This is a genomic window from Sutterella sp., from assembly GCF_052272535.1.
Lineage (GTDB): Bacteria > Pseudomonadota > Gammaproteobacteria > Burkholderiales > Burkholderiaceae_F > Sutterella.
This window is the reverse complement of the sequence record NZ_DAVZJY010000003.1, coordinates 20629-43448: the sequence shown is the minus strand read 5'-3', so window position 1 is coordinate 43448 and position 22820 is coordinate 20629. Positions and strand designations below refer to the sequence as shown.

At 68.3% G+C, this 22820-nt stretch carries 17 protein-coding genes; 8 read left to right on the top strand and 9 right to left on the bottom strand.

The window, feature by feature from the left end; all coding sequences use genetic code 11:
- Positions 1 to 42: 42 nt before the first annotated feature.
- On the bottom strand, positions 43 to 1644 hold the full coding sequence (locus ACT6Y9_RS00715; protein WP_295477126.1) for a peptide chain release factor 3: 1602 nt from the start codon (positions 1642 to 1644) through the stop codon (positions 43 to 45).
- A 213-nt stretch (positions 1645 to 1857) separates the two neighbouring features.
- Here ACT6Y9_RS00715 and ACT6Y9_RS00710 point away from each other — a divergent pair, with 213 nt between their 5' ends.
- Entirely contained in the window at positions 1858 to 3195 is a 1338-nt protein-coding gene (locus ACT6Y9_RS00710; RefSeq protein WP_295477124.1) for a solute carrier family 23 protein, read from the top strand.
- Positions 3196 to 3268: 73 nt separating this feature from the next.
- Here the strand turns inward: ACT6Y9_RS00710 and ACT6Y9_RS00705 are convergent, their stop codons facing one another.
- From ACT6Y9_RS00705 to ACT6Y9_RS00685, 5 genes are all read right to left on the bottom strand, one after another.
- Positions 3269 to 5575, bottom strand: a complete 2307-nt coding sequence (locus ACT6Y9_RS00705; RefSeq protein ID WP_443743159.1) for a Tex family protein — start codon at positions 5573 to 5575, stop codon at positions 3269 to 3271.
- A 111-nt stretch (positions 5576 to 5686) separates the two neighbouring features.
- Positions 5687 to 6193 carry an AtaL-like protein gene (locus ACT6Y9_RS00700; protein WP_443743158.1) on the bottom strand — a complete coding sequence of 169 codons (507 nt, stop codon included), beginning with the start codon at positions 6191 to 6193 and terminating at the stop codon, positions 5687 to 5689.
- A gap of 26 nt (positions 6194 to 6219) precedes the next feature.
- Positions 6220 to 7305, bottom strand: a complete 1086-nt coding sequence (locus tag ACT6Y9_RS00695) for an amino acid ABC transporter permease (protein ID WP_443743157.1) — start codon at positions 7303 to 7305, stop codon at positions 6220 to 6222.
- 11 nt (positions 7306 to 7316) lie between these two features.
- Entirely contained in the window at positions 7317 to 8492 is a 1176-nt protein-coding gene (locus ACT6Y9_RS00690) for an amino acid ABC transporter permease (protein ID WP_295477116.1), read from the bottom strand.
- Between the two features lie 103 nt (positions 8493 to 8595).
- Positions 8596 to 9618, bottom strand: coding sequence for an amino acid ABC transporter substrate-binding protein (locus ACT6Y9_RS00685; RefSeq protein ID WP_295477114.1), 1023 nt, complete (start codon positions 9616 to 9618; stop codon positions 8596 to 8598).
- Between the two features lie 370 nt (positions 9619 to 9988).
- Between ACT6Y9_RS00685 and ACT6Y9_RS00680 the strand changes: the two genes are divergently transcribed.
- Entirely contained in the window at positions 9989 to 11320 is a 1332-nt protein-coding gene (locus ACT6Y9_RS00680) for a hemolysin family protein (RefSeq protein ID WP_443743156.1), read from the top strand.
- An 88-nt stretch (positions 11321 to 11408) separates the two neighbouring features.
- On the opposite strand, the gene ACT6Y9_RS00675 is transcribed toward ACT6Y9_RS00680, so the two are convergent.
- Positions 11409 to 14021, bottom strand: a complete 2613-nt coding sequence (locus ACT6Y9_RS00675) for a DNA topoisomerase III (RefSeq protein ID WP_443743155.1) — start codon at positions 14019 to 14021, stop codon at positions 11409 to 11411.
- A 121-nt stretch (positions 14022 to 14142) separates the two neighbouring features.
- Positions 14143 to 15039 carry a DNA-processing protein DprA gene (locus ACT6Y9_RS00670; protein ID WP_443743154.1) on the bottom strand — a complete coding sequence of 299 codons (897 nt, stop codon included), beginning with the start codon at positions 15037 to 15039 and terminating at the stop codon, positions 14143 to 14145.
- 101 nt (positions 15040 to 15140) lie between these two features.
- Here ACT6Y9_RS00670 and def point away from each other — a divergent pair, with 101 nt between their 5' ends.
- Positions 15141 to 15683, top strand: coding sequence for a peptide deformylase (gene def, locus ACT6Y9_RS00665; protein WP_295477105.1), 543 nt, complete (start codon positions 15141 to 15143; stop codon positions 15681 to 15683).
- A gap of 6 nt (positions 15684 to 15689) precedes the next feature.
- Here def and ACT6Y9_RS00660 read toward each other — a convergent pair whose 3' ends face one another.
- Positions 15690 to 16586: an alpha/beta fold hydrolase gene (locus tag ACT6Y9_RS00660; RefSeq protein ID WP_443743153.1), complete on the bottom strand. Its 897-nt coding sequence runs from the start codon at positions 16584 to 16586 to the stop codon at positions 15690 to 15692.
- 113 nt (positions 16587 to 16699) lie between these two features.
- Between ACT6Y9_RS00660 and fmt the strand changes: the two genes are divergently transcribed.
- The 5 genes from fmt to ACT6Y9_RS00635 are packed head-to-tail and all read left to right on the top strand — an operon-like array spanning position 16700 to position 22819.
- Entirely contained in the window at positions 16700 to 17662 is a 963-nt protein-coding gene (fmt, locus tag ACT6Y9_RS00655) for a methionyl-tRNA formyltransferase (protein WP_295477101.1), read from the top strand.
- Complete coding sequence (rsmB, locus tag ACT6Y9_RS00650; RefSeq protein ID WP_443743152.1) at positions 17659 to 19014, top strand: 16S rRNA (cytosine(967)-C(5))-methyltransferase RsmB; 1356 nt, start codon at positions 17659 to 17661, stop codon at positions 19012 to 19014. The genes fmt and rsmB overlap by 4 nt, the downstream gene beginning before the upstream one ends.
- 23 nt (positions 19015 to 19037) lie before the next feature.
- A complete protein-coding gene (locus ACT6Y9_RS00645; RefSeq protein ID WP_295477097.1) occupies positions 19038 to 19643 on the top strand; it encodes a DUF4390 domain-containing protein in 606 nt (201 codons plus the stop codon).
- A gap of 3 nt (positions 19644 to 19646) precedes the next feature.
- Positions 19647 to 21950, top strand: a complete 2304-nt coding sequence (locus ACT6Y9_RS00640) for an ATP-binding protein (RefSeq protein ID WP_443743151.1) — start codon at positions 19647 to 19649, stop codon at positions 21948 to 21950.
- A complete protein-coding gene (locus ACT6Y9_RS00635) occupies positions 21947 to 22819 on the top strand; it encodes a response regulator (RefSeq protein ID WP_295477093.1) in 873 nt (290 codons plus the stop codon). Before ACT6Y9_RS00640 ends, ACT6Y9_RS00635 begins: the two co-directional genes overlap by 4 nt.
- The last annotated feature ends 1 nt before the right edge of the window (position 22820 follow it).

Here is a 22820-nt window from a genome sequence, read left to right as displayed (position 1 = left end):
ATCACTCCGGGCTTTCTCGTCTTCAGGAACCGCTGCGGGACATCAGAACGTCTGGTTCATCTCGCGCGTCGTGTGGAACGTCACCTGAGGCCAGTGCTTCATCGTGGTCTCGAGGTTGTAGATCGACGTGGCGAGGTAGACCTGGTTGCCGTTGACGTCGGTCGCGAGGCGCGCGCCCTGCTCAGCCTCGAACTCGCGCTTAGTCTTGTCGTCGGGGAACGAGAGCCAGCGCGCCGTCGAGACGTCGGTGGACTCGTAGAGCGCATCGACCTTGTACTCGTCGGCGAGGCGCTGCGCGACGATCTCGAACTGCAGCTGACCGACGGCGCCGAGGAGGATGTTGCCGAATTCGCCGGTGAAGACCTGAATGGCGCCCTCTTCGCCGAGCTCCTGCAGGCCCTTCTGGAGCTGCTTCGCCTTGAAGGGGTCCTTGCTGCGCGCGGCGCGGAAGAGCTCCGGCGCGAAGTTCGGGATGCCGGTGAACTGCAGGCGCTCGCCCTCGGTGAGCGTGTCGCCGATGTGCAGCTGCCCGTGGTTGTAGATGCCGATGATGTCGCCCGCCACCGCGTCGGTCATGATGACGCGGTCCTGCGCCATGAACGTGAGCGCGTTGGGGATCTTCATCTCGCGGTCCTCGCGGCAGTGCTTCACCTTCATGCCGGGCTGATAGCGGCCCGAGCAGACGCGGAAGAAGGCGATGCGGTCGCGGTGGCGCGGATCCATGTTGGCCTGGATCTTGAAGACGAACCCGGTGAAGGGCGTCTCGGTCGGCTCGACCATGCGCACGCCGGCGTCGCGCGGCTGCGGCGCGGGCGCCCAGTCCACGAGAGCGTTGAGCACGTCCTCGACGCCGAAGTTGTTCACGCCGGAACCGAAGAAGACCGGGCTCTGCTCGCCCGCGAGGAACTTCTCGAGCGAGAAGGGTTCGGTCGCGCCCTCGACGAGCTCGATCGACTCGCGCACGTAGGGCATCTCCATCGGATAGAGCTCGTCGAGCTCGGGGTTGTCGAGCCCCTCGATGAGCTCGCGGTCGGCCGTCAGGCGGTCCTCGCCCGGCGTGAAGCGCACGAGGTGGTTCTTCAGCAGCGAGAAGACGCCTCTGAAGGTCTTGCCCATGCCGATCGGCCAGGTGATCGGGCAGCACTGGAGCTTGAGCACGTGCTCGATCTCGCTCAGCAGGTCGAGCGGATCGCGCACCTCGCGGTCGAACTTGTTGATGAAGGTGATGATCGGCGTACGGCGCATGCGGCAGACCTCAAGGAGCTTGATGGTCTGCGCCTCGACGCCCTTGGCCGCGTCGATCACCATCACCGCCGCATCGACGGCCGTGAGCACGCGGTAGGTGTCTTCCGAGAAGTCCTCGTGGCCCGGGGTGTCGAGCAGGTTGATCACGTGGTCGCGGTAATGGAACTGCATCACCGAGCTCGTCACCGAAATGCCGCGCTGCTTCTCGACCTCCATCCAGTCCGAAGTGGCGTGGCGGGAGGCCTTGCGGCCCTTGACGGCGCCGGCCATCTGAATGGCGCCGCCGAAAAGCAGAAGTTTTTCCGTGAGCGTCGTCTTGCCGGCGTCAGGGTGGGAGATGATGGCGAAGGTGCGGCGTTCTGCAACGTCCCGCACGAGCGCCGGATTGGGACTCGTCATGCGTGGAGAGCGAGAAAAGGAGGTTTGTCCGGCGCCTGCGGAGAGCGCCGGGAGGGGAAAGGCGCTCATTTTAGTCGCAAATTCCGCGGGTTCCGGGCGAACGGGGCGCCCGGGCGGCGCCCCGAGAAGTCGTGCGGGACCGCACGAAACAATTCGTTACCGGCGTCATTAGAATGAAGCCGTTTGTGCATCCGCATCAGAGGATTACTTTCGATGAGCTACTTCCCCTCCTGGAAGCTGAAGACTTCCGGCATCATCGCGCCCGACGAACGTCTCTCGGCCGGGCAGACGCTCGCGCTCGGCGTGCAGCACGTCGTCGCCATGTTCGGCTCCACCGTTCTCGCGCCGCTTCTCATGGGCTTCGACCCGAACCTCGCGATTCTGATGAGCGGCCTCGGCACGCTCATCTTCTTCGTGCTCGTGGGCGGGCACGTACCGAGCTACCTCGGCAGCTCCTTCGCCTTCATCGGCGTGGTGATCGCGGCGACGGGCTACGTCGCCGGCTCCGGCCACAACCCGAACATCCCGGTCGCCCTGGGCGGCATCATCGTCTGCGGCCTCATCTACTGCGCCGTCGGCCTGATCGTCATGAGCACGGGCGTGAAGTGGATCGAGCGGCTCATGCCGCCCGTGGTCACCGGCGCCGTGGTCGCCGTGATCGGCCTCAACCTCGCCCCGACGGCCGTCAAGAGCGTCGGTCCGACGGACTTCGACGCCTGGATCGCCATCCTCACCGTGATCTGCGTGGGCGGCGTGGCCGTCTACACGCGCGGCCTCGTGCAGAAGCTCCTCATCCTCGTGGGCCTCGGCCTCTCCTACGCGATCTACGCCGTGCTCACGAACGGCCTCGGCCTCGGCGCGCCGATCGACTTCGCCAAGATCGGCGAGGCGGCCTGGTTCGGCATTCCACACTTTGAGACCCCGGTCTTCACGACCTCGGCGATCACGCTCATCGCCCCGGTGGTGATCATCCTCGTGGGCGAGAACCTCGGCCACATCAAGGCGGTGACGGCCATGACGGGCCGCAACCTCGACCCGTACATGGGCCGCGCCTTCCTCGGCGACGGCATCGCGACGATGTTCTCGGCGAGCTTCGGCGGCACGGGCGTGACGACCTACGGCGAAAACATCGGCGTGATGGCCGCGACGCGCGTCTACTCGACGCTGCTCTTCCCGGTCGCCGCGGTCTTCGCGATCATCCTCGGCTTCTCGCCCAAGTTCGGCGCCGTGATCCAGACGATTCCGCAGCCGATCCTCGGGGGCACCTCGATCGTGGTCTTCGGCCTGATCGCCGTCGCGGGCGCCCGCGTCTGGGTGGTGAACCACGTCAACTTCGGCGACAACCGCAACCTGATCGTCGCCGCCGTGACGCTCATCCTCGGTGCGGGCGACTTCACGATCCACCTCGGAAACTTCACCCTGGGCGGCATCGGCACGGCGACCTTCGGCGCGATCATCCTCAACGCGCTCATGGAGCTCGGTGAACGCTGGGTGAGCGGCACCCCCGAACCCGAACCCCACGAAGCGCAGATCGAAGAGAAGCAGGACTGACGTCCCCGCTTGGCCTCCCTTTTGAAGGCGAAGCCCCCGGACCGCGCTGCGGCGCTCCGGGGGCTTCGCCGCTTCATCGGCCGCGCTTCAAGCCGGCGAAGGCGGCGCCGAGCGCCGTCTGCGAGGGCTTGCCGGCATCCTCCTTCCTGCCACCCCGACGCGCACCGCGCGCCGCGCCCGGCTGGGGACCGGCCGCGCCGTCCGAGCGCATCGAGAGCGAGATGCGCTGGCGCGGCACGTCCACGTCTAGGACGGTGACGCGCACGACCTGCCCGACGCGCACCTCGTCGCGTGGATCCTTGACGAAGTGGTCGGCGAGCGCGGAGACGTGCACGAGGCCCGAGACGTGCACGCCCACGTCCACGAAGGCACCGAAGGCGGCGACGTTGTTGACGACGCCCTCGAGCTTCATGCCCGGACGCAGGTCCTCGATCGTCTGGATCTCGTCCTTGAACTCCGCAGTCTTGAACTCCGCGCGCGGATCGCGCTCGGGCTTCTCAAGCTCGCGGATGATGTCGATCACCGTGGGCGCGCCGAACTTGTCGTCGGCGAAGTCCTGCGGGCGGATGCGGCGCAGCAGCGCCTCGTTGCCCATGAGTTCGCGCACGCTCCCGAGGCCGAGCTGCCGGGCCATGCGAGCGACGAGGCCGTAGGACTCGGGATGCACGCCCGTGCCGTCCAAGGGGTTGGCGCCGCGGTGGATGCGCAGGAAGCCCGCCGCCTGCAGGAAGCGTGCGGCGCCGAGATAGGGCACCGACTTCAGGGCCTCCCGGTCGCGGAAGGCGCCGTTCGCCTCGCGGTAGGCGACGATCTCCTGCGCGACGCGGCGCGTGAGGCCCGCCACGTGCGAGAGGAGCTGCGGGCTCGCCGTGTTGACGTCCACGCCGACGAAGTTCACGCAGTCCTCGACCACGGCCGAGAGACGGCGCTCGAGCTTCTGGTGGTCCACGTCGTGCTGATACTGGCCGACGCCGATCGCCTTCGGGTCGATCTTGACGAGCTCGGCGAGCGGATCCTGCAGGCGGCGCGCGATCGAGACGGCGCCGCGGTAGCTCACGTCGAGTCCGGGGAGCTCCTCGCCCGCGAGCTCCGAAGCGGAGTAAACCGAGGCGCCCGCCTCGCTCACGATGACGCGCACGCACTTCGCCTCAGGATGCTCGCGGAACACCTCGCCCACGACGGCGGAGGTTTCGCGGCTCGCCGTGCCGTTGCCGATCGCGACGAAGGCGGCCTTGTAGCGCGTGACGAGGGCGGCGAGCTTGAGCTTGGCCGTCTCCTTCTCGCCTTCCGAGCGGTGCATCATCAGCACGTCGTGGGCGAGCACGCGGCCCGTGGCGTCGATCACCGCGGTCTTCACACCGGTGCGGAAGCCCGGATCGAGCCCCACGACCGTGTGGTGCCCCGCAGGGGCGGCGAGAAGCAGATCCCTCAGGTTGTCGCCGAAGACGGTGATCGCCGTGTCTTCGGCGCGCTCGCGAAGCTCCTCGAGCAGGTCCGTCTCAATGGCGAGGCGCGACTTCACGCGCCACGTCCAACGCACGACCGAGAGGAGCCACTCGTCGGCGGCGCGCCCCGTGCGGCGGATGCCGAGCGCATCGGCGAGCCGCGCCTCGGCCGGATGGGGCGTGAGCGCCTCCTCCTCGGGCGAGAGCCCCACGGCGACGGAGAGAAACCCCTCGCGGCGGCCGCGCAGAACGGCGAGCGCGCGGTGCGAGGGGATCTTGTCGAGCCGTTCGCGGTAGTCAAAGTAGTCGCGGAACTTCTCCGCCTTGTCCTTTTCGGCCTCGACCACGCGGCTCACCAGTTCGCCGCGGTTCGCCATGAAGGCGCGCAGCGCCTCGCGCACCTCGACGTCGAGGCTGAAGCGCTCGGCGAGGATGTCGCGGGCGCCGTTGAGCACCGCGGCGGCGTCGGCGAAGCCCGCCTCGGCGTTGACGAAGGCGGCCGCCTCGGCGGCGGGATCGAGCGAGCGGTCGGCGAGAAGCCGGTCGGCGAGCGGTTCGAGCCCGGCCTCGCGGGCGATGACGGCGCGCGTGCGCCGGCGGCTCTTGTAGGGCGCGTAGAGGTCCTCGAGGGCCTGCTTCGTGTCGGCCGCCTCGATCGAGGCGCGCAGTTCGTCGGTGAGCTTGCCGGCCGTCTCGACGGCGGCGAGCACGACGTCGCGGCGGTCCTCAAGCTCGCGCAGGTAGACGAGGCGCTCCTCGAGCGTGCGCAGCTGCGCGTCGTCGAGTCCCCCCGTCGCCTCCTTGCGGTAGCGGGCGATGAAGGGAACGGTGGCGCCGTCGTCGAGCAGTCTGGCGGCGGCCTCCACCTGATGCGGCCGGCAGGAGATCTCTTCGGCGATGCGGGCGCAGATGCGCGCGGGAAGCATTTCTGTCATGGATGCGTGCGGGTGTTGCGGAGGACAAGAAGCGCCCGGGAGGGCGGACCTCCTGCGGGCGCGTTGACGATGAAGGCGCAAGGCCTTCGAAGGGAGTGCCTGGGGGAGCGCTCAGGCCGGACGGCCGGAGGCGTGCTCCTCGATGAGATCCTCGAGGATCTTCGAGAGGATGCTGCGGTCCTTGCTCTCGTAGGCGAGGCGGCGCAGCTGCGCGAGCTGACGCTCTTCGAGCGACGTCTCGGGCGCCTCGGGCCGGTCCTCGTGATAGGTGAAGCGCACGAAAAGCGAGCCCGGCTCGGGCTCCTCGATGGTCATCGTGAAGTCAGAAGCGGGCCGCGGGCCGTCGGCCTCGACGTGCGCGCGGTAGTCACCCGCGGCGGTGAGCTCGATGCGCTCCTCGAAGACGAGCGCGCCGAAGCGGATCTCCCGGCCGAAGACGACCGACCCGGGCTCGGCGCCGACCGTCTCGGACGAGGTGATGCGCGAGCCGCTCACCTCCTCGATGTAGTGCTCGGGATGTCGGGCGAAGCCGGCGATGCCGCGCGCGAGCGCTTCACGCGTGAGCTGGAAGGGAAGCTCCGGAATGGAGGCGCGGATGATGTGTTCGTGAAACTTCATGACGCAATGGTGTCCGTTCAAAAGATTCAGCGACGCTGCGGTCCGCGCAGGCGCCCCTCGAGCCACTGGCTGTAGCGCGAGATGATGAAGCTCGAGGAGAAGTAGACGAGCGCGATGAAGGCGTAGCCCTCGATGAAGTAGGGGCGCCAGTGCGCGTCGCCCAACGCGAGCTTGAGGCTACCCGTGAGGTCGTACATCGACACCACCATCACGAGCGAGGTGTCCATGAAGCAAGAGAGCAGGCTGTTGACAAAGGCCGGGATGATCGCGACCAGAGCCTGAGGCAGGATGACGTGCACGTAGCACTGCCGCTCGGTGAGGCCGAGCGAGCGCGCGGCGGCGAACTGCCCCCGGGGAATGGTTTGCAGGCCGCCCCTCACCGTCTCGGCCGTGTAGGCCGCCTGGAAGAGCGTGATGCCGACGGCGACGCGCCAGAAAGCGTCCGCCTTGAGCCATTCGGGCAGCAGGAGCGGGAAGACGAAGGAGGCGACGAAGAGCACCGTGATGAGCGGCACGCCGCGCACGAGCTCGATGTAGCCCGTGGAGAGCGCGGAGACGATCGGCAGCCGGCTGCGGCGCCCGATCGCGAGGAGGATGCCGATCGGCGAGGAGGCCGCCATGCCGAGCAGCGTGAGGATCACCGTGAGCGGAAGGCCGCCCCACATGTCCGTGCTGATCGGCTCGAGCCCGAAGACGCCGCCGGTCATCAACGTGAAGAAGACCGCGAAGGCGGCAACCCAACCCCAGAGGATGAACCGCGCGCCGCGGCGCGTCCAGAGCGCGGGCAGCGCGCTGACGCAGAGCATCAGCACGATGAGAATGGTGGCGACGGCCGGACGCCACTGCAGCTCATAGGGGAAGCGCCCGAAGATGATGAGGCGCCACTTTTCGGCGACGAACCCCCAGCAGGCGCCCGAAGCGCGCCGGCAGGCGTCGAGGTCGGCCTGCCAGACGGCGTCCCAGACGGCCCACTTGAAGACCCAGGCGCACGCGAGGAGAACCGCCGCGCCGAGAACGACCGAGACGATCCCGGCGGGAATCGAATAAAAGCAGCTGCTGCGGATCCGCTCGAGGACTCCGCCCGGCACGCCCACAACCTGTACTTCCGGCATGTCGGACTCCTTTACTGCGGCGCGCGCATGATGCGCGCGTTGAAGCGGTTCATCACGAGCGAGATGACGAGGTTCACGGTGAGGTAGACCGCCATGATGAGGCAGATCACCTCAAGCGACTGCCCGGTGACGTTCATCACGGTCGTGCCGACGTTCACGAGGTCCGGATAACCCACCATCACGGCGAGCGAGGAGTTCTTCGTGAGCGTCATGTACTGGCTCGAGAGCGGCGGAACGATGAGGCGCATCGCCTGCGGGAAGACCACGTAGCTCACCGTCTCGGTGCGGCGCAGGCCGAGCGCGGCCGCGGCCGCCCACTGTCCCGGGCGCACGGAGAGGACGCCCGCGCGGACCACCTCGGCGATCATCGCCGAGCTGTAGAGCGTGAGGCCGAGCCAGAGCGTGAGGAATTCCGGCGTGAGCTGCGCGCCGCCCGACATGGAGAAGCGCGTCGCCCGCGGATGGTTCCAGCCGAAAAGCGCGCCGCAGGCGGCCCAAACGGCCACGAAGGCGAGCGCGAAGACGACGATGCCCGTCGTCGTCGCGACGAGCCCGGTCTCGCGGCGCCGCACGAGGCGCGCGGCGATCCAGGCGAAGACGAGTCCGGCGGCGGCCGCGGCCCCCGCCGCCCAAGGCGCCTGAGGCACCGCGTAGAGGAGCCCGGTCTTCGAGAGGAAGACCCAGTCGCCCAGATGGAAGGCCTGCCGCACGCCCGGCAGAAGCTCCGTCACGGCGAGGTAGAGCGCGAGGAGAAGCACGAGCAGCGGAATGTTGCGGTACGCCTCGACGTGCGCGGCGCCGAGGAGCCGCACGATGCCGTTGCGCGAGAGGCGCATGAGGCCCACCACGACGCCGAGCACGGTCGCCGTGACGATCGTGAGGGCGGAGACGCGCAGCGTGTTGAGGATGCCGACGAAGAAGGCCTTCCAGAGCGGATCGTTCGCGGAGTAGACGACGAGCTGGTCGCTGATCTCAAAGCCCGCGCGGTTCATCAGGAAGCCGAAGCCGCTCTTGATGTTCTTCGCTGCGAGGTTCGCCTCGACGTTGGCCGCAAGCACGGCGACGAAGGCGACGAGAAGGAGGATCAGCGCGGCCTGGAGCGTGTACTCGCGCCGGCGGCGCACCTTTTCACGCTCGATCCAGGCCTGGTCGCCCGGCACGATGCTGAAGGAGTCTCTGGCAAACATGGACTGCGGGAGGAGGAAAAGCGAAGAGGCCCCAAGCTGCTGACGGCTTGGAGCCCCGGAAACGAGATCCGCCCCGGCCTAGCGGGGCGGACGCCGCCTCATTTTATCGGATCGGCATGGCGTACATCAGGCCGCCGTCCGTCCAGAGCTTGTTCATGCCGCGGGGCAGGTTGAGCGGCGTGGCCGGACCGAAGTACTTCGTCCAGGATTCGCCGTAGTTGCCGACCTGCTTAATGATACGGTAGGACCAGTCCTTGTCCAGGCCGAGCATGCGGCCCATGTCCTCGCCCGAACCGACGAGGCGCATGACGTTCGGGTTCTTCGAAGTCTTGCGCATCTCATCGACGTTCGCCTGCGTCACGCCGAGCTCCTCGGCGCCGAGGAAGGCCATGAAGGACCAGCGCACGATCTCAAAGAACTCCCAGTCGCCGCGGCGCACGGCCGGCCCGAGGGGCTCCTTGGAGATCGTCTCGGGGAGGATGTCGAACTTCGAGGGGTCCTGGGCGATGGTGCGCACGCCCGCGAGGTCGGACATGTCGGTCGTGTAGACGTCGCAGCGGCCCGAGAGGAACGCGCTCTGCGTCGCTTCGGTCGTGTCGAAGACGACGGTCTTGTACTGCATGCCGTGCGAGTGGAAGTAGTCGGCCGTGGTTTTTTCGGTGGTGGTGCCCGTCTGCACGCAGACGGTGGCGCCGTCAAGCTCCTTCACGCTCTTCACGCCGAGGGACTTCGGAACCATGAAGCCCTGGCCGTCGTAGTAGGACACCGTGACGAAGACGTTCGCCGTGCCCGCGTCGCGCGTCATCGTCCAGGTCGTGTTGCGCGCGAGCATGTCGATCTCGCCCGAGGCGAGCGCGGCCATGTGCTGCGTCGAGGAGAGCGGAACGTACTTCACCTTGTCGGCGTCGCCCAAAACCGCAGCGGCGACGGCGCGGCAGGTGTTGACGTCGAGGCCCTGCCAGCGGCCCTGGCTGTCGGCGCTCGAGAAGCCCGGAGCGGACGTGTTGACGCCGCAGACGAGCTGATCCCTCGCCTTGATCTTGTCGAGCGTGGCACCCGCATGGGCGGGGGCGACGGCGGCGCAGGCCGCGAGGGCGACGGCGGCGGAGAGAAGCTTGATCTTCATTTTTTCTTCCTGATCGTGTGCGGGCCGGAGCGTCCGGTCCGGCGGACTCCGTTCCGAGGCGAAGTCCAGTTCAAGGTGCCGTCCGGCACGGCGGCACGGCGGCGGATCCGCGCGTCCGCTCCCGCAGGAGCGGATGAACGGCCGGTCGTGCGAGTGTACACAGGAAACGGCGCCGGCGCGCCCGGGCGCGCCGCTCTGGAGTTCTTCCGGGAGGCGGACGGTTCGGAGGCCAACGGACATAAAATACCGCCAAAAAACAGGTGGTTAATAGTCCATTCATGCTAAAATTCATGATCTGCGTCTAATCCAGGCGGTCCTCCTTCGCCGCCGGACGCCTCCATCAACAACCCTGCTCCTGCCTATCCTGCCTATGAATTCCCTGCCGCAAGTCGTCGGCCTGATGTGCCTCGTCGTGCTCAGCGCCTTCTTCTCCTCCGCCGAGATCTCCCTCGCATCCGCGTCGAAGACGCGCCTGCAGACGCTCGCCGACGACGGAGACCGACGTGCGGCGATGGTGCTTGAACTGCAGTCCCATCCGGGACAGTTCTTCTCGGCCCTGCAGGTGATGATCAACGCCACGGCGCTGCTCGGCGGCGTGATCGGCGACGCGGCCTTCTCGCCCTTCTTTTCCTGGCTGTTCGCGGAGGTTCTCCCCGGCCGGGACATGGGCAACGTGAGCTTCATCCTCTCGTTCATCATCGCCACGGCGCTCTTCGTGATCTTCGCGGACCTGCTGCCCAAGCGCCTCGCGATCGCCCGTCCCGAGGCGATCGCCATGTTCGTCGTGCGCCCGATGAACGTCATCATCAAGCTGCTCCGCCCGATCGTCTTCGTGCTCGAGCGCCTCTCGGACGCCTGCATCCGCTCGCTCGGCATGCCCACCAAGCGCCAGGAGACCATCACCTCCGAGGACATCCTCGCGCAGGTGGGCGCGGGCACCGCGGCGGGCGTGATCGCCCCCGAGGAGGAGACGGTGATCCAGAACGTCTTCGAATTGGAGAGCCGCCTCGTTCCCTCGGCCATGACGGCGCGCGAGAGCATCGTCTACTTCACGCTCGACGAGACCGACGAGAGCATCCGCGCGAAGATCGCCACCGTGCCCTACAACCGCTTCCTCGTCTGCGACAAGGACCTCGACCACGTCGTGGGCTTCGTGGACTCCAAGCACCTGCTGCGCCGCGTGCTCGAGGAGCGCCCGATCGTCTTCCAGGACCCCGAGCTCCTGCAGGGCGTGCAGTTCATCCCCGACTCGCTTACGCTCTCCGAAGTGCTCGACGTCTTCCAGCGCACGCACTCCGACTTCGCGGTGATCCTCAACGAGTACGCGCTCGTCGTGGGCATCATCACGATCAACGACATCATGTCCACGGTGATGGGCGACCTCGTCACGAACGAGGACGACGTGCAGATCATCCAACGCGACGACGACACGTGGCTCGTGGACGGCGCCACGCCGATCGACGACCTCGAGCATGCGCTCGAGATCGACGAGCTGCCCGAAGACAGCGCCTACGAGACGGTGGCGGGCTTCATGATGTACATGCTGCGCAAGATTCCGAAGCGCACCGACAAGGTCGTGCTCGCCGACTACACGTTCGAGGTGATGGACGTGGACAACAACAAGATCGATCAGGTGCTCGTCACCCGCACGAAGAAGAAGCCTGCGGAGAAGCCCGCGGAAAAGCCCGCCGACGCCGGCTGATCTCTCGGGACCCTCGTGCTCAAGAAAAAAATCCCGCGCCGGCCGGTAGGGCCGCGCGGGATTTTTCATGGGTGCGCCCGAAGCGCCGTCACTCTTCGGAGACGCGCTTGCGGCGGGTCGAGGTCGAGCTCTTCTTCGCCGGGGCGGCCTTCTTCGCGGCCGTGCGGCGCGCGGGCTTCTTCTCCTCGGCGGCGGCCTCCGCGGGGGCGGCCGTCTCCTCGCCCTCCTTGGACTCCTTCTCGCGCTTCTCGAACTCGAAGCCGACCGTCTTCTTCTTCGGATCCCAGACGAGGTAGGCCTTGAAGGGCCGGTTGGTGCGCTTCGAGATGAAGTCGTTGATGAGCGGCGTGCGCCCTTCGGCGAGCAGCGTAGCGATCTCCTCGTGGGAGATCGTGCGCTGAAGGATGGTCTTGCCCATGCGGAAGGTGCACGTGCGCGGTTCGTTCACGGCGTGCTCGCAGACGTAGGTGTCGTTGATGTCCACCACGCGGCCGCGGCAGAGCGGGCAGTCGCCCACGACCGGCGCCGAGGCGAGCTCGGTCGCGTCGATCTCGGGACGCTCCTCAAACTCGAAGCGCAGCCCCCACTCGCCCGTATCGGGATCCTTCGCGAGCACGAGTTCGCTCTCGAAGGGGAAGCCGCGGCGGCTCACGAACCCCGAGAGGGGCCCGATGCGGTGGTTGGCGAGAAGTTCCTCGACCTCTCCCGCCTCGAACGCGCGCCCCGAGGGATGCTTGGGGAGCGAAAAGTAGCACGCGGGGTTCGTGCAGGCGAAGCGCCGGTAGTTCTCGACGATCTCGCCGCCGCAGGCCGGGCAGCGGTTCTTGAAGTGGATCGGATTGACGATCGGCACGCTGTCGCCTTCGTACTGCTTGGCGACGGCGACCATGTTCTTCGTCATCTCGCGGATTTCGGCCATGAAGGCGTCGCGCGAGCCCTCGCCGCGCTCGATCTGCGCGAGCTTGTACTCCCACTCGGCGGTGAGCCGCGGCTGCGTGAGCTCGTCGATGCGCAGGCCGCGCACGAGTTGCATGAGCTGGAAGGCCTTGGCGTTGGGCACGAGCACGCGCTCTTCGCGGCGCAGGTACTTCTGCTCGATCAGGCCCTCGATCGTCTGGGCGCGCGTCGCCGGCGTGCCGAGGCCTTTTTCAGCCATGGCGTTGCGCAGCTCGCCGTCGTCGAGCTTCTTGCCGGCGGACTCCATCGCCGAGAGGAGCGTCGCGTCAGAGTAGCGCGCGGGCGGACGGGTCTGGTCGGCCGTGGTCTCGATGCGCTCCGTGAGGACGGTCTCGCCGTTTGTGACGGGCGTGAGGTCGCTCTGCGTGCGGCCCACCTTGCCCGCGACCTCGAGCCAGCCCGGCTTCACGAGCACCTTGCCCTCGGTGAGGAAGGTCTCCCCTTCGACCACCGTGCGGCGGGTGGTGACGTTGAATTCGGCGGGCGGATAGAAGACCGACATGAAGCGGCGCACGACGAGGTCGTAGATCTTCTGCTCGGGCTCGTCGAGGTCCTTCGGGATCTCGCCCGTCGGGATGATCGCGAAGTGGTCGGAGATCTTGCTGTTGTCGAAGACGCGCTTGTCGCCCGGCTTCACCCAGCCGTTCGTGAGGATCTGCGCGGCGAAGCCGTCGTAGGCGGCGAGCTTCTGCAGGTGCGAGAGCGTCTCCTTCACCGTCGGCGCGTAGTCGTCGGGGAGCGCGCGCGAGTCGGTTCGCGGATAGGTGAGGACCTTGAAGCGCTCGTAGAGGCGCTGCGCGAGGTTGAGCGTCATCTTGGCGGGGAAGCCGAAGCGGCTATTCGCCTCGCGCTGCAGCGACGTGAGGTCGAAGAGCGCGGGCGAGCTCTGCGTGGAGCGCTTGCTCGTCTCGGTGACGACACCCTCGCGGCCGCGGCACTTCTCGACGATCGCCTCCGCGTCGGCGGCGTTCCAGATGCGCTCGGCCTTGAGTTCGGCGGGGGCGCCCTTCGTCTTCGTGAAGTCCGGGTCGATCCAGACGCCCTCATAGGTGCCCTGCGCAGCGTGGAATTCGGCGTGCACCTCCCAGTAGTCGCGCGGCTTGAAGTGCGTGATCTCCTCCTCGCGCGCCACGACGATGGCGAGGGTCGGCGTCTGCACGCGGCCGACGGTCGTGAGGAAGAACCCGCCCTCCTTGGAGTTGAAGGCGGTGAGCGCACGCGTGCCGTTGATGCCGACGAGCCAGTCCGCTTCGGAGCGGCTGCGGGCGGCGGCCTCGAGGGGCTTCATCTCCTCGTCGGTGCGCAGCGTCGTGAAGGCCTTCTGGATGGACGCCTTCGTCATCGACTGCAGCCACAGGCGGCGGATGGGCTTCATCGTCCCGGTCGCCTGAATGATGTGGCGGAAGATGAGTTCGCCCTCGCGCCCCGCATCGCATGCGTTGATGATGTCGGTGACGGTGCGGCTGCGGATCTTCTTGGCGAGCCCCTCGTACTTGGCCTCGGACTTCTTGAGCGGCTGCAGTTCGAAATAGGGCGGCAGGACCGGCAGGTTGGCGAAGGACCAGCGGCCGCGCTTGACGTCGTATTCCTCGGGGGCCTTGATCTCGAGAAGATGGCCCACGGCGGAGCCGACGATCATGTCGTCGCGCTTCCAGAAGTCGCCGTCCTTCTTGAAGCCGCCCAGCGCGCGTGCGATGTCGCCGGCGACGGACGGCTTTTCTGCGATGACCAAGGTCACAGCCATGACTCTGTACTCCTCCCGACGGATGCTTTCGCCCGGCGTCCACGGGGTAAATTCTTAAGTGTCCGCGCGTTCAGGGCCGGTTCCTGAAGCACGCGCATTATGTCATTTTTGGCGATGCGGATTAGCCGAGCCCGAGATCCGCGCAGGTCTCCACGAGGAGCGCCCCCTCGCGGATGATCCGGTTCCCGCCCTTGGCGAGCGCAGCGTGGATGCTCCCCGGGACGGCGCCCACGGTGGCGCCCGCCTCGGCGGCGCGGCGCGCCGCATCAACGGACGGGTCGCCCAAGGACGCCTCGACGAGAAGAAAGACGGGGGCGGTCGCGGCGAGAAGCCCCCGGGCCCGCGCGGTGCTCTCCTCCGTGCGGCCGCTCCCGGGCGCCTCAGCCGAGAGCAGAAGCCCGCCCGCGTCGAGAATCCGCCGCTGCAGCCCCTCGAGCCCGCGGATCGCCCGCGCGCAGCCCGTGACGAGGAGCGCCACGGGAGGGAGCGCGCCGGGAGCGGAGAGCGCCCCGGAGAGCGCCGCGGCCGAGACGCCCCGCGCCATCAGCGCGGCGACTACCGCACCACTCTTCGCCGCCGCCCGGCCGAAGTCCTCCGCGTTCCTCAGTCCCTCTTCGTCGGGGTCCTCCGTACCGCACAGGGCGAGAAGCGGACGGCGCGCGAGAAGCTCCGCCGGACCGCAGGCGTAGAGGACTAGCGGCGCGGCGCCCGCGGCGACGAGCCCGCCGGGGAAGTCCGGGTCGGCGATCGTGAGGAGCCGGGCGTTCCTAACGTCCGAGAGCCAGGCGAGCGCTCCCTCGACCTCCTCGTCGTGCGCCCCGCGGGCGGCCGCGCGCACCCCTTCGGCCGCAGGCATGCCGATCAGGCGCGCGAGGTCGGTGAGCGGGGCGCCGAGCGCCTCCTCGACGCCGCCGAAGGCGCGGATGAGCCGCAGCGCCGCGGGCACGTCGAGCCGATCAACAAGCGAGAGCGCGACCCAGGCGGCCGCTTCGTCTTGGCTGAGGGTGTCGGGCACCATCGCTTCTCCCTGATGAGGACGGCGCACGGACGGGGCGCCGCTATAATCCTTGACCTTTCAAATACTTCGTCCTCCCGGACCCGCCGGGAAGGAGCGCATCCGTGGCCAAGCTTCCCGTTATACAGTACCCGCATCCCGTGCTCGCCGCGAAGGCCGAGCGCATCGAAGTCTTCGACGAGGACCTCAAACGCCTCGCCGCGGACATGGCGGAGACCATGTACGCCGCTCCGGGCGTGGGCCTCGCCGCCAATCAAGTGGGCGTGCTGCGCCGCATCGTCGTGATCGACGTCACCGACGACAAGACGGGACTCCTCGTGCTCTGCAACCCCGAGATCATCGAGAAGAGCGAGGAGCTGCAGGACCACGAGGAGGGTTGCCTCTCGCTCAAGGGCCTCTACGAGCACGTCAAGCGCCCGGCGCAGGTGCGCGTGCGCGCGCAGAACGCCGACGGCAAGACCTTCGAGCTCGACTGCTCGGGGCTGCTCGCCGTGTGCGTGCAGCACGAGCTGGACCATCTCGACGGCGTGGTCTTCATCGACCACCTGTCGCTGCTCAAGAAGCAGCGCGCCTGCACGAAGCTGCGCAAGCTGCGCCGCGAGGAGCGCGAAAAGGAGAAGGAAAAGGAGCAGGAACGCGCGCGCTGAGCCCCCTCAGGCCGGATGCGCGTGGCAGTGCGTCGCGATCCAGCGCGCGTACGTGCCCATGAGCGCCGGCGGCAGCTGGTGCCCGAGGCCGTCCACGGGGATGAGCTTCGCGCCGGCGACGAGCCGCGCGGTCTCCTCGCCCGCGGCGAAGGGCAGCAGCGGATCATCCGTGCCGTGAATCACGAGGGTGGGCGTGCGCAGCTGCCGCATCGCCTGCGCGCGGTTGCCGCTCGCGAGGAGCGCGACGAGCTGACGGCGGGTCGCCGCCGCGTCGAAGCCGATCCGCGGCGCGGAGCTGAGCGCCTCCTCGAGCTCCGCGGCGTCGGGCCGGTACCTGGGACCGGCGAGCGTCGTGAGCACGGTCGTGAAGTGGCGCCGCAGCGCCTCAGGACTCGCCGCGTCGCCCGAAGCGGAGACGGCCGCCACGGCGCGCAGCCGCCCGAACCCCGTCCGGGGATTGCCCACTGCCGAGGAGATCGAGGTGAGCGTGGCGACCCGGTTCGGACACTGGCAGGCGAAGACCTGGGCGATCATGCCGCCCATGGAGACGCCCGCGACGTGCACGCGCCGCAGCCCGAGATGGTCGAGCAGCCGCTCGAGGTCGAACGCCATGTCCTCGAGCGCGTACTCCCCGGTCACCTGCAGCCCGAATACGGTGCGCACGATGGCGTGCAGGACGTCGCCGCGCCCCACCCGCCAGGCCGTCATGCGCGAGGAGCGCCCCGAGTCGCGGTTGTCGGGCGTGATCACCTGAAAGCCCTCGGCGAGCAGCCCCGACACGATCCCTTCGGGCCAGGCCTCCATCGAGAGCCCGAGCCCCATGAGCAGCACCACGGCGGGCGCGAGCGGATCGCCGAACCGCCGGTAGGCGATGCGCACGCCGCCGTTGTCGAAATACTTCATCTCTTGCACAGCCTCGCTCCTACCCGGTGATACGCTTCGGCGCTCGGTTCCGGGGCCCCACTCCGCGGGGCTTTTAGAATATTGCACCGTTCACTCCCCCTCCCGACAGAATCATGAGAATCATCTTCGCCGGCACGCCGGACTTCGCCGCCGAGGCGCTCCGCGCGCTCGCCGCAGCCGGTCACGACATCCCGCTCGTCCTCACGCAGCCCGACCGTCCGAGCGGCCGCGGCATGAAGCTCACGCCGTCCCCCGTCAAGGTCCTTGCCGGGGAGCTCGGGATCGAAACGGCCACGCCGCTCACGCTCTCGGCGAAGAAGGACCCCGAAGGCGCCCCCCTGATGCACGAGCGCCTGCGCGCGCTCGAGGCCGACCTCCTCGTGGTCGCCGCCTACGGCCTCATCCTGCCGCAGGCCGTGCTCGACTGCGCCCGCGGCATCGGCCGCCGGGGCGACATCCGCGCGCTCAACATCCACGCGAGCCTCCTGCCGCGCTGGCGCGGCGCCGCACCGATCACCCGCGCGATCGAGGCGGGCGACGCCGAAACCGGCGTCGGCCTGATGAAGATGGAGCTCGGTCTCGACACGGGTCCGGTCGTGCGCGAGGCGCGCACGCCGATCCTCCCCGACGACACGACCGCCTCCCTTACGGAGCGGCTCGCCCGTCTCGGCGCGGAGCTCCTCACGAAGGCGCTCGAGGAGGCGGACGAACTCGACTCGACGCCGCAGAGCGAAGCGGGCGTCCTCTACGCCGCCAAGATCATGAAGGCGGAGAGCCGCATCGACTGGACCGCGGACGCCGCGCTCCTCGCGCGCCGCATGCGCGCCTTCACGCCGTTCCCCGGCCTGCAGTTCGAACACGCCGGAAGTCCCGTCAAGGTCTGGGCGGCACAAGCCGTCGAGGCGCCTGAAGGCGCCGCACCCGGCACGGTGCTCTCCACCGACGGCGCCCTCACGGTCGCCTGCGGCCGCGGCGCGCTCAGCATGACGGTCCTGCAGCGCGCGGGCAAGCCCCGGATGCCCGCCCCCGCCGCTCTCCAGAGCCTCGGTATCCGGACGGGCGAGGTGCTCCAATGACCAATCCCCGCGAAAAGGAATCCTCCGGCGAAGGCCGCGCCCTGCAGCTCCCGCTGCGCCGGCTCCTCACGCTCGCGGCGCAGGCGCGCCGCCGGATGCGCGAAGGCGCCTCCTTCGCCTCGGCGCTCGACGCCGAAGCGGCCGACCTGCCCCCAAACGCCCGCGCCGCCCTCCAATCGATCCTCTACGACCTGCTGCGCAGCAAGGCGCTCGTCGAGGCGCTGACGCGCCGGCTCCTCGAAAGCCCTCCGCCCGGTCCGGTGCTCGGGCTCATCGAGGCGGCGCTCGCGCTCCTCGTCGCCCGCCGCTACAGCGACTTCACGCTCGTGAGCGAGGCGGTGAACGCCGCCCGCGCGGGCCGGCGCACCACCCGCTTCGCCGGCCTCGTCAACGCCGTGCTCCGGCGCTTCCTGCGCGAGCGCGAGCCGCTCCTCGCGCTCTGCCGCCGCACGCCCGAAGTGCGCTTCAACGCGCCCGCCTGGTGGATCGAGCGCGTGCGCGCCGCCCACCCGGACGAGTGGGAGTCGATCCTCTCCATCGCCGCGCACCACGCGCCGATGACGCTGCGCGTGAACGTGCGCCGCACCACGCCCGAGGCCTACCTCGAGCGGCTCGCGGCGGCGGGCATCGCCGCCCGCCGCGTGGGTCCTGAGGCGGTGCTGCTGGGAAAGCCCCTGCCCGTGCAGGAGATCCCCGGCTTCACCGAGGGCGACGTCTCAGTACAGGACGCGGGCACGCAGCTCGCCGCACATCTCCTGCCCGTCGCTCCGGGCGACCGGGTGCTCGACGCCTGCGCGGCACCGGGCGGCAAGACCGCGCACATTCTGGAGCGCACCGACTGCCGCGTCACCGCGCTCGAAGTGGATCCGGAGCGCGCCGAACTCATCCGCTCGACCCTTTCGCGCCTCGGCCTCTCGGCCGAGGTCCGCGCGGCCGACGCCGCCCGCACGGAGGAGTGGTGGACGGGCGAGCCCTTCGACGCGGTGCTCCTCGACGCGCCCTGCACGGCGAGCGGCATCGTGCGCCGGCAGCCCGACGTGCCCTGGTCGCGCCGGCCCGAGGACATCCGGCGGCTCGCCGCCGAGCAGAAGCGCCTCCTCGACGCGCTCTGGCCGTGCCTGCGCCGCGGCGGCAAGCTTCTCTTCTGCACCTGCTCGATCTTCCCCGAAGAGGGGCCGCGGCAGATCGAGGGGTTCCTCGCGCGCCGCCCCGACGCCCGCCTCGTTCCGCTCCGTGCGGACGGTGCAGGTATGATGAGCCTGATTCCGACGGAGTCGGGCGACTGGTCGCCGTCGGACGAACTGCCCGCCGTTCACGACGGCTTCTTCTACGCGCTTCTGGAGAAGCGGTGAGTCCGCTTCACGAAGTCCTCCGCATGCCACGCCTCCGCGCCCCCGCCCTCGCCGAGCTCACGGCGCCGCTGATCCTCTCCGCGGCGCTCTTGGCGTCCGGTCCGGCCTCGGCCGCGAAGGCGGAGCTCATGAGCGCGGCGCTCACGCTCGACGAACCGGGCGAGCGGCCCGGGCTCTTCATCGAGGCGCACTACGAGTTCGACCTGCCGATGCCCCTCATCGACGCCATGCACCGCGGCATCGCGCTCTACTTCAAGTATGAGTTCGGCCTCTCGCGCGAGCGCTGGTACTGGCTCAACAAGGACGTCGCCGAGAGCACCTTCAACATCCGGCTCGCCTTCAATCCGCTCACCCGCCGCTACGCGGTCTCCTACAGCGGCATCTCGCTCAACTTCGACACGCTCGACGAGGCGCTGCCCTACATCAAGAACATCCGCCGTTGGCGAGTCGCCGCAAGCGACGCGGCAGCCGGATCGAACTATCAGGCCGAAATCCGCTTCTCGCTCGACACGGGCAAGCTCCCCAAGCCCATGCAGGTGACCAACCACGATTCGGGCGACTGGACGGTGGAGAGCAGCTGGGAGCCCGTCGCCATTCCCGAGGACGTCCGCAGGGCGGCCGGAGAATAGAGCATGTCGTCCTGGCTGCGCGGACTCTTCATTGCCTCGCTCGTCCTCGCGTGCATCTCGCTCTTCATGCTCGCCGCAACGAGCTCGGACTCCACGCTCTTCGAGCGGTGGTTCCCGGTGCTGCTCGTCGTCAACCGCGCGATCGCCGTCGTGCTCTTCGCAATCGTCGCCTCGATGGGGCTGCGGCTCTGGCAGCGCTGGCGCAACCGCGAGTTCGGCGCGCACATGACGTGCCGCCTTGCGCTCTCCGCGGCGGGCCTTGCGCTCGTTCCGTGCCTGCTCATCTACTTCGTCTCCTCGGTCTTCATCTCGCGCTCGATCAACTCCTGGTTCGACGTGCGCGTCGAGAAGGCGCTCGACTCGGGCGTGACGATCACCCGGGGACTGCTCACGCAGCAGCAGCATGAGGCCGAGGCGACCGCACGCAACATCGCCGGTCTGCTCGTCAACACGCCCGCCTCGCTCATCATGACGGACCTGCTGCACATCCTCGAAGGGCGCCCCGGGCTCGAGGCGCTCGTCTTCCTGCCCAACGGCACGGCGGTCGCCGCGGCGGGCTCGCGCATCAACGTGCTCATGCCCGATCTGCCCACCTCGTCGCAGATCCAGCTCGTGAAGACGGCGGGCATCTACAGCGTGATCGACGGCGACTTTGAGAACTACGACGCGCTGCGCTCAGGGAAGCTCTCCATCCGCGTGATCGTCCCCATCCAGAACACGCCGGAGAACGATGACCGGACGACGGGGGGCGCCGCCGCGGTGCCGCTCACGAGCACGCCGGGTCTTGAGATGCGCCGCCAGCAGCTCTACCTGCAGATCATCCAGCCCGTCGCCGAAGAGACGGCGCAGAACGCCGCCGTGCTCGTCGCGGGCTACCGCGACTACCAGACGCTCGTGCTCTCGCGCGCCTCGCTCCAGAGCGTCTACGCGAGCACGCTCTTCCTCGTGATGCTCCTCGGCGCGCTCGGCGCCTTCGCCGTTTCGCTCGCCTTCGCGCGCCGCACGGTCGCGCCGGTGCTGCAGCTCGAACAGGGCACGCGGCGCGTCGCCGACGGCAACTTCCAGCCGATCAAGGAGTTCACCGGTAACGGCGAGATCAACGTCCTCACGCAGTCCTTCAATCAGATGATCCGCGAGCTCGCCGAGTCGCGGCGCATCATCGACGAGCAGCGCCGCAGCGCCGAACAGGCGCAGGCCTACCTCGAGCGCGTGCTCGCCAACATCTCCTCCGGGGTCGTCGTGCTCGACCGCGACGACCGGGTGGTCACCGCCAACGACGCCGCCCGCGGGATCCTCGGCGAGCGCACGTGCACGGCCGGCGCGTCCTTCAGCGACGCCGAGCCGATGCTCTTCTCGGCGGTGAGGAACGCCCAGCTCTCCCTCGGGTTCGGCCCGGACTCGAACACCGCGGGCTTTGAATTCCAACTCGAGCGGGGCGAGGAGACCGTGCCGCTCTACCTGAAGATCTCGAAGATGCCCTTCGGCAAGGACGGCTCGGGCCTGATCGTGGTCTTCGACGACGTCTCGAAGCTCATCGAGGCGCAGCGCGCCACCGCCTGGGGCGAAGTCGCGCGCCGCCTCGCCCACGAGATCAAGAATCCGCTCACGCCGATCCAACTCGCCGCCGAGCGGCTCGTCTACCGGCTCGAGCCCAAGCTCACCGACGACAAGGACGCGGAGATGCTCGAGCGCACCGTGAACACCATCACGACTCAGGTGGACGCACTCAAGCAAATGGTGAACGACTTCCGCGCGTACGCAAAGCTCCCCGAGGCGAAGCTCGCTCCGCTCGACCTCAACCAATTCCTTCTCGGCATCGCGCAGCTCTACCATGAGGCCGGCATCGACCTGCGGCTTGATCTGGAAAAGTCCATTCCCCTCATCGAGGGCGATCCGGCGCAGCTCCGGCAGGTACTGCATAATCTGATTTCCAACAGCGTCGACGCCGCCGAGGGCAGCGATCCGAAGATCGTCATCGAGACGCGCTGCATCAAGACGGAGCGGGAGATGAGCGCCGTGCGGCTGCACCTGCATGACAGCGGCATAGGTTTCGGCGAAAATATTCTTGCGCGCGCCTTCGAGCCCTACGTCACGACCAAGCCCACCGGCACCGGCCTCGGCCTGCCCATGGTCAAGAAGATTCTTGACGAGCATCGTGCAGTCATCCGCCTCTCGAACAGAACGGATCCGACGGGCGTGCTCATTCTCGGCGCTCAGATCGACATCCTTTTTGAACACCTCGCCCCTGGGGGAATCCAGCCTCGGAATGCGGCGCAGGCGCCCACTGACGACAGCAAAGCAACATGACGGAAATCCTCATCGTCGACGACGAGATCGGCATCCGGAAGATCCTTTCGGAAATTCTGATCGAAAACAACTACCGCATCGCCGCCGCTGCGGATGCGGATGAGGCGCGCAAGCTCGTCGCCGAACGTCACTTCGACCTGGTCCTGCTCGACATCTGGATGCCGGGCACGGACGGTCTGACGCTGCTCAAGGAGTGGAAGTACGCCGGAAGGCTCGACTTCCCCGTCATCATCATGTCCGGCCACGGCTCCCTTGAACAGGCGAACCAGGCCCTTGAGAACGGCGCGATCGAATTCATCGAAAAGCCGATCTCCCTGAGGCTCCTGCTCGACTCGATTCAGCGCTCGCTCGCGAAGTGGGCCATGCTCCAGCGCGCACGCGCCGAGGAGCAGCAGAACAAGCGCGCCCGCCGCCGCTCGGATCTGCCGCGCCTGCGCATGCCCGTCTTCGAAATCAAGGAGTACGGCCTCACGCTCGACTTCAACCGCCCCTACCGCGAAGTGCTCTTCGAGTTCGAGCGCGCCTACTTCCGCTCGGTGCTCATGCACATCCACCAGTCGATGGCGGACCTCGCGCGCCACGCCGGCATGGAGCGCACGCACCTCTACCGCAAGCTCCGGGCGCTCGACCTCAACATCGACGAACTGCGCAAGGAGGCCCGCAGCCGGGCGGAGCGCACGGGCGGCTCACGCGCCTCCGCGCAGTCCGGGAATACGGAGGTGCGGGTGGTGCGGCCGCTGGACGGTCCGGAGGTGTCCCTGCCCCCTGCGGGCAGCCGGGCCGCCTCAAAGAGCACGGACCCGGAACGCGCCAGCGCCATCGGCCTCCCGACCGGATCAACGCTCGACAACTTCCTCAACGACAAGTAGA

Coding starts and splice junctions, on each gene's coding strand:
- ACT6Y9_RS00695 (WP_443743157.1), bottom strand. CDS start 7,305: ATGCCGGAAGTACAGGTTGTGGGCGTGCCGGGCGGAGTCCTCGAGCGG.
- ACT6Y9_RS00690 (WP_295477116.1), bottom strand. CDS start 8,492: ATGTTTGCCAGAGACTCCTTCAGCATCGTGCCGGGCGACCAGGCCTGG.
- ACT6Y9_RS00670 (WP_443743154.1), bottom strand. CDS start 15,039: ATGGTGCCCGACACCCTCAGCCAAGACGAAGCGGCCGCCTGGGTCGCG.
- ACT6Y9_RS00715 (WP_295477126.1), bottom strand. CDS start 1,644: ATGACGAGTCCCAATCCGGCGCTCGTGCGGGACGTTGCAGAACGCCGC.
- ACT6Y9_RS00705 (WP_443743159.1), bottom strand. CDS start 5,575: ATGACAGAAATGCTTCCCGCGCGCATCTGCGCCCGCATCGCCGAAGAG.
- ACT6Y9_RS00645 (WP_295477097.1), top strand. CDS start 19,038: ATGCCACGCCTCCGCGCCCCCGCCCTCGCCGAGCTCACGGCGCCGCTG.
- ACT6Y9_RS00640 (WP_443743151.1), top strand. CDS start 19,647: ATGTCGTCCTGGCTGCGCGGACTCTTCATTGCCTCGCTCGTCCTCGCG.
- fmt (WP_295477101.1), top strand. CDS start 16,700: ATGAGAATCATCTTCGCCGGCACGCCGGACTTCGCCGCCGAGGCGCTC.
- ACT6Y9_RS00700 (WP_443743158.1), bottom strand. CDS start 6,193: ATGAAGTTTCACGAACACATCATCCGCGCCTCCATTCCGGAGCTTCCC.
- rsmB (WP_443743152.1), top strand. CDS start 17,659: ATGACCAATCCCCGCGAAAAGGAATCCTCCGGCGAAGGCCGCGCCCTG.
- ACT6Y9_RS00685 (WP_295477114.1), bottom strand. CDS start 9,618: ATGAAGATCAAGCTTCTCTCCGCCGCCGTCGCCCTCGCGGCCTGCGCC.
- ACT6Y9_RS00675 (WP_443743155.1), bottom strand. CDS start 14,021: ATGGCTGTGACCTTGGTCATCGCAGAAAAGCCGTCCGTCGCCGGCGAC.
- ACT6Y9_RS00680 (WP_443743156.1), top strand. CDS start 9,989: ATGAATTCCCTGCCGCAAGTCGTCGGCCTGATGTGCCTCGTCGTGCTC.
- ACT6Y9_RS00710 (WP_295477124.1), top strand. CDS start 1,858: ATGAGCTACTTCCCCTCCTGGAAGCTGAAGACTTCCGGCATCATCGCG.
- ACT6Y9_RS00660 (WP_443743153.1), bottom strand. CDS start 16,586: ATGAAGTATTTCGACAACGGCGGCGTGCGCATCGCCTACCGGCGGTTC.
- ACT6Y9_RS00635 (WP_295477093.1), top strand. CDS start 21,947: ATGACGGAAATCCTCATCGTCGACGACGAGATCGGCATCCGGAAGATC.